The 6,453-nt window shown below is 33.9% G+C and carries 5 protein-coding genes; all 5 read left to right on the top strand.

The annotated features are described in order from the left end of the window. Positions 1 to 492: 492 nt before the first annotated feature. Positions 493 to 1,647 carry a hypothetical protein gene (locus HHU12_RS32720; RefSeq protein WP_169660940.1) on the top strand — a complete coding sequence of 385 codons (1,155 nt, stop codon included), beginning with the start codon at positions 493 to 495 and terminating at the stop codon, positions 1,645 to 1,647. A 501-nt stretch (positions 1,648 to 2,148) separates the two neighbouring features. Further along, positions 2,149 to 2,910 carry a VIT domain-containing protein gene (locus HHU12_RS32715; RefSeq protein WP_169660939.1) on the top strand — a complete coding sequence of 254 codons (762 nt, stop codon included), beginning with the start codon at positions 2,149 to 2,151 and terminating at the stop codon, positions 2,908 to 2,910. 86 nt (positions 2,911 to 2,996) lie between these two features. After that, positions 2,997 to 5,336 carry a carboxypeptidase-like regulatory domain-containing protein gene (locus tag HHU12_RS32710; protein WP_169660938.1) on the top strand — a complete coding sequence of 780 codons (2,340 nt, stop codon included), beginning with the start codon at positions 2,997 to 2,999 and terminating at the stop codon, positions 5,334 to 5,336. A 105-nt stretch (positions 5,337 to 5,441) separates the two neighbouring features. Continuing rightward, on the top strand, positions 5,442 to 5,837 hold the full coding sequence (locus HHU12_RS32705; protein WP_169660937.1) for a hypothetical protein: 396 nt from the start codon (positions 5,442 to 5,444) through the stop codon (positions 5,835 to 5,837). Positions 5,838 to 6,002: 165 nt separating this feature from the next. Further along, a complete protein-coding gene (locus HHU12_RS32700; protein ID WP_169660936.1) occupies positions 6,003 to 6,392 on the top strand; it encodes a serine hydrolase domain-containing protein in 390 nt (129 codons plus the stop codon). The last annotated feature ends 61 nt before the right edge of the window (positions 6,393 to 6,453 follow it).

The following is a 6,453-nucleotide window of genomic DNA, read 5'->3' as shown; positions in this document are numbered from 1 at the left end:
AATCTTTTAATTCTAGGATAAAAGATTTTAGAAGAGAATTCCGAGGCGTTACAGATTTAAAGTTTTTCCTGGTCAGAATTTCAAAGGTATTTGGTTAACCTGTGCCCACTTTTTGAAGGTGATCCCTTAAAGTTTAAAGCTTTCTATTTTTCCTTTTCAAAGACTGAACATATTGTAAACTAAGCTTCCGAATATTTATGGTATTTAGAGATCATAAGATTCTTAATGATCTGTAGAACACAAATCACGTTAACACTTAACATTCGCATTAGTGAGCTTTCTACCTTATAAGTTTGATAGTGCCTTCCTCGCCTTTGAAAGGAAAACGTTAAGTATTTTATGATGCCCCTAAAAAAGTTAGTTATGTAACTGTTGGGCTAATATTCTCTTTTTGTGCGTATGTATTCATTAACAACCGTCGCTTAGGGTTTTTAATCAAGCTTTCCCCTTCCTAAAATGATAATCAAAAGAGTTATTTTTTATACGAAAAACATGAAAAAATTTTTAGCAATCATTTTAGGTGTATTAGCTTTTGCAAGTTGTTCAAGTGAACGTAAGAATGAAACGCCAGCACCACAATTACAAGCAAGAGATGTCAATGTCTCTTTTATTTATGAATTAGTGAAGCCAATGACTGTAAAAGACCATGAAGCAACTGACGGAGCGGTTTTGACAGGTTACAGAATGGTATTGAAAGACCAAAGACAAGAGTTTGTGGTAGACAGTATCAATATTGAAAACTTTACACATACTTTCAATGGCGTATATGGAAAGTTTACTGTCACGGTAATGCATCCAAGAGTAAGAACAGCTGATGTGACTTTTGAATATTACCTTTCAGGAGAGCAAGAAGGAAATTCGTCAGAGGATAGAGTCAGTGTAAACCTTACGAACAACGATTATACTTACATCACTGTAAGAAGTAGAGCGGACGAGGTTAAGGGTAGTAAGATCGAGAATGTTGTAATGAGACAGGTATCTACTAATAATCCTCATGCATTTTATGCTTATGTTGTGTCAGGAAAAGATTTATTGATGATTACTGAAACAACAAGAGGTGATATTCCTACTAAAATTAATGGACAGGTAAATAAACAACATATCTATTATGTAGACTTTGAGACAAAGACTTTATTGAACTACTCATTAGGTTTTGATAAAGTATTGACACCGGAAAAAATTCACCCTCCAGTTATCAATATCAGACATATCAAAGGAACAGATAACTTTACCATTGGTTCAAACGGTGAGATCATCGGTAAGGGTAGAAATAATTCAAGAGTAACAGCTTGGAAAGAAGTAGCAGGAAATAAGAAATTGAAGGGGTATAGTTTTGAAATCGATGTTGAAACAAAACGTAAGCATTCTTTTATGAACGTATATGTTGCCAAAGACAGATCAAGCAAAAATGTAAGATTATCTTACTATGCTGAGGGAACAAATAAAGGAAAATGGGGTAAGCCAGGAGCTCCAAACCCTGTAACTACAGAGGAGATTTTGAGAGAATTTGGAGAGTATACTGTAGTTCACTTCTTTGATGAATTTAATGTTGGAAACTTCTTCTGGAGAAGCGGTAGCTCAAATGAGTACAACGAAGAATTTACAATCAAAAAATTCAATGTGACTGAAGGTTCTGAAAGAATCTAGTTTTCTTTGAAAATGCTATTATAAAAAGGCTTATGGGTGACCGTAAGCCTTTTTTGGTTTTGAGGCGAAGTTATTCTGTGGGAATCATTAACAAGCTCATTTTAGGGGTTATTACACTGTTTTTCCCTTCCTAAAATAGAGAGCACATAAAGATATTTTGTGTGAGAGTTTAGTCGTTGAGTTAACCCAAAAAGAAATGAGAGTAGAATAATTTGAACTTCAGCAATGATTTGCAATACAATATATCATGTTGAAGTAGCTATGATCAAGGAATTTAAATTGAATGTAGATCAACAAATTATTCTTAATAAAGAGTGATACTTAAAAGGCTTGTGATTTTCGCGGGTCTTTTTTTGTGTCAATTCCTATCCAATATTATTTGATTAAATCTCGTTAACATAGTATAACGTAGTGCTACTCTTAGCTTAACATACCACAACAGCATTGCTTCAATAAGGTCGTTATATTGTAAAAAACGATGTTCAATCAAAACTTACTCTCATGAAGATTCAACTATTACTGCTTTTTTTGCTTGTCTCTATTACCCTCAAAGGACAAATTATTAGAATTGATAATGCGAACAGCAAAGGTGACTCTGTAGCCTTGAAGAAGCTTTATATAGATGTGGTGGTATTAGACAATATTGCTACAACCAAAATGGAAATGCACTTCTACAACTATGGTAATCGTGTTTTAGAAGGAGAACTTAATTTTCCTTTGGAACAAGGGGCTACTGTCTCCGCTTTTTCATTAGATATTGGTGGAGAATGGAGAGAAGGAGTGGTGGTAAAGAAAGAAAAAGCCACTGAAGTTTTTGAGAACATTGTAAGGCAAAATGTAGACCCGGCAATCTTAGAGAAAACGGTCGGTAATAATTTTAAGGCAAGAGTTTATCCTATTTTACCCAAAGAATATAAAAAGTGTATTGTCGCTTTTGATCAGGAATTAAGTAAGAATGATAAAGGACATATTCTTTACAATCTCCCAATGTATTACAAGAACCTACTAAAAGAATTTGAGGTGCATGTAGAAATCATCAATAAATCAGATGTGGAGGTAGATAGTGACAATGCATTGGATATTCAATTCCAAGATGTACACGAATCTACAATTGCGAATTACACAGCTAAAGATACTTTCGTACAGTCCAATCTATCCTTTACGTTACCTCAAAATAAAAAAATAAAAAAGACTAAATCCCAAAAGGGAAATTTTCAGCAGATCAGTTTTTTTATGTACAAAGTCAACCTGATGCAGAAATAGAAGAGAAAAAGAAACCAAGTAGTATTACTTTTCTTTGGGATGTTTCGGCACATTATAAAGGAAGAGATCTTGAGAAAGAGAAGGAGTTGATTAATGAATATTTCAAGTGGAATAAAAATGTAAGTGTTGAGGTAAAGACCTTCAATTATGAGGTGACTACTTCTAAGAAGTTTCAAATTAAGGAAGGGAATACATCAAAACTGCTTCGATATATTGAAGGCTTAGAATACGATGGTGGTTGTAAACTAGGTGAATATTTAAGTAAAGGTATAACTTCAGAAGAAGTGTGGTTGTTTTCTGATGGTATTTCTAATTTATCCATGGAAACTCTCTTTAGCTTTAAACAACCTTTATATACAATTTCATCAAGCAGTAGTGTAAATCAGGCTTACTTATCGGCTCTAGCAAACCAAAATTCAGGGGATTACCTTAACCTTTCATCTCGTTCACAAAAAGCTCTTTTGCAGAAAATCAAACAGCCTACAATTCGTTTTTTAGGTATTGAAGTGATCAATGGAGAAGTAGCAGAGGTATACCCAAGTAAAGTCGCATTGGTAAAGAAAAACTTTGCTATAGCAGGAAAATTAAAATCAAAGGAAGCGACATTAAAGATCAACTATGGTATTGGTGGAAAAGTCATGAGTTCTGAACAGGTGACAATTCAGTCTTCTGATAAAAAATATGAAATGGTTGAAAAGCTTTGGGCTCAGAAACAGATTGATGAGTTAAGTGAGTTATCAAAACAGAATGAGGAAGTGATCACTAATTTGGCTTTAAAATATGGTATAGTGACTGATTTTACCTCTTTTATTGTATTGGACAATTTAGAGGATTATGTAACGCATGAGATTGTTCCTCCTGCTTCTATGCGAAAAGAGTATTATGCGAAGCTGAAAAAGAAACAAGATTACAAAACGAAGGAAGTCAATGATAGAAAGGAACGTATTTATGCCTCTTTCCAAGCTGATATAAAATGGTGGGAGAATTCAAAGGATATGAATGAAGTGATTCGAGAAGAGAAAAAGAATAAACCTATAAAAGTAGATCAAACAAATAATTCTACCCTTCCTCAAAGAGAATATGTAGCAGAAAAGAAAATAGTATATGGTAAGGTAAAAGAAAATAATGGTCAGGAAGTGTTACCTGGTGTAATGGTAGTATTAAGAGGAACAACTCAAGGTGTAGCTACTGATTTTGAAGGAAATTTTAGTATCGAAGTTCCTCTTAATGGGATTTTGGTTTTTACTTATATAGGTTATCAGTCTCAAGAATTGGATGTAGAAAATATCGGATCAGAGAGAGTACTAATTGTAATGGAAGAGGAACTTGAAGCATTAGAGGAGGTAGTGGTAGTTGGGTATTCAAGACAAGCATCTGCTCAAATTCAAGAAGTAGATGCTGTAGTTGAGGTGGCGGATGAGGAGGATGTGATGGAAATGGAATTGGAAGAGGTAGATGGAATGTATGAAGCAAAAAGAAGTAATCCAAAGAAAACAGTAAAGACTACCCTGATTCCTTACTCATCAGGGGCAAAATATTTGGAAGAATTAGATAGTGTAGGAAAGAGTGAAAGAGTAGCCAAGTATTATGAATTGAAAAAGGAATATAAAAATGCACCTTCCTTCTACTATGATGTCGCTTCCTATTTTTACAGCGAAGGGGATCAAAAAATAGCTTTTCAAGTATTGAGTAATTTGGCAGAGATCGATCTAGAAAATCATGAAGTATTAAGAAATCTAGGGAGAAAACTACAAGAGTTTGAACGTTATGAAGAAGCGGAATATATCTTTAAGAAGCTGATTGACTTAAGACCTTTTGAACCGCAGAATTATAGAGATTTGGCTTTGCTGTATGTAGATAAAGGAGAATATCAAAAAGCAGTGGATCAATATTATAGTATCATAGAGAGTGAATGGGATGCTGATATTATTTCCCGTTTTGGGAATATAGAGTTAATCATTTTACATGAAATGAATAATTTGATCACCAAGTACCCAAAACAGATTGATACCTCAAAAATTGATGCTCGCTTTATTCATGCCATGCCTTTAGATGTCAGAATTGTGATTGATTGGGATATGCTAGATACAGATATTGATTTGTGGGTGATTGATCCTATCAACGAGAAATGCTTTTATTCTCATAAAGACACTAGAATTGGTGGAAAAATGTCCAATGACTTTACAAGAGGTTATGGACCAGAAGAATTTCGATTGAAGCACGCTATCGAAGGGCAATACATCATTAAGGTTAATTATTATGGAAGTTCTAAGCAGTCGTTGTTTGGTCCTGTCACACTCAGAACCTTCTTGTATACTTCTTACAGTAATTCTAAGGAAGAAAGACAAGAACTGAGTTTACAATTGAAGAAGGTGGGTAAAAGTGTTTATGAGGTTGGAAGTCTGGATTATAAAATAGCGAACTAGGAGTGTTAAAAAATAAGCTCACTTGAAACACTTGTCATTTAAATTCGTTAACTTATTTATTGAACCAAAAAATAAAATCAATAAGTCAAATTAATTAAATCAATCATGAGCAAGAAAGAAAATCCGTTTGAGGATATCCTGAAAGACTTTGTTTTCCCTCGAATGAAAGATGAACTTCAAAAAGAAAAAGTGAAGTCTACCATCAAGAATGTTTTTGAAGCAGTGCAAGGTGCAATGGAAGAAGCACAGGAAGCATCAAAAACAGTTGATGTGGAAGTGAACGAAGTGAAGACTGATGATCCAGATACTCGCAATATCAGAGTGGACATCAAGCACAAGAAAAAGAAGAAGAAAAAAATTGAGGAAACTAAAGAAGAAGTAGACGCTTCTGATGAGGTAGCCCAATTAAAAGAACAGATACATCAGTTGAAATCTCAGCTGAAAGATAAAGAAGACATTATACAGCTGTTGAAAGATCAGGTGGAAATGTTGAAAAAATAAATTTTCAGTCGTCCAATTTAAGGCATACTCTTCGGGGTGTGCCTTTTTTTATGCCCGTTCCGCACTCATCATTTGTAATCTGCACTTATCAAATATTGATACCGAATCGAGAGAATAAACCTGATCATTGTAGTGTAATCATTCATCACTCCAACGAAAACAACGATGAAAAGGAAAACAATATTTTTAGTGCTGATGTTAGTCTCTCAAGTAGGTTTCTCTCAAACTTTCAACTCCATCAAGACAGAAACGAAAAGTGTCATTGACAGTATTTTTAATGCTAAGATAGAAAAGAAGAAAGCGGTAGGAATGAGTATCGCAATTGTTGATAATGGAAAAATAGTTTATTCTAATGGCTATGGTTTTTCAAACCGAGAAAAAGGAATAAAGGCAAATGACCAAAGTAGTTACAGAATTGGCTCTATCACGAAGTCTTTTACTGCTCTTTCATTATTAAAACTTCAAGAAGAACAAAAATTATCGATAGCTGACCCTATTCAGAAATATATACCAGAGTTGACCATTACTTCTGACTTTGATACTGATAAGTATTGAGACATTTTAAAGTATAACTAAAAATGAGCTTTTGAAAATTGAAGAAACAACTGTTTACCAA

It is taken from the genome of Flammeovirga aprica JL-4 (genome assembly GCF_012844305.1).
In the GTDB taxonomy this organism is placed as follows: domain Bacteria; phylum Bacteroidota; class Bacteroidia; order Cytophagales; family Flammeovirgaceae; genus Flammeovirga; species Flammeovirga aprica.
The sequence above is the reverse complement of the archived record's forward strand: the minus strand, read 5'-3'. Positions and strand labels throughout refer to the sequence as shown.

Bases quoted from the DNA above. Each gene is read 5' to 3' on its own strand.
- HHU12_RS32720 (WP_169660940.1), top strand. From the start codon at position 493: ATGAAAAAATTTTTAGCAATCATTTTAGGTGTATTAGCTTTTGCAAGT.
- HHU12_RS32715 (WP_169660939.1), top strand. From the start codon at position 2,149: ATGAAGATTCAACTATTACTGCTTTTTTTGCTTGTCTCTATTACCCTC.
- HHU12_RS32705 (WP_169660937.1), top strand. From the start codon at position 5,442: ATGAGCAAGAAAGAAAATCCGTTTGAGGATATCCTGAAAGACTTTGTT.
- HHU12_RS32700 (WP_169660936.1), top strand. From the start codon at position 6,003: ATGAAAAGGAAAACAATATTTTTAGTGCTGATGTTAGTCTCTCAAGTA.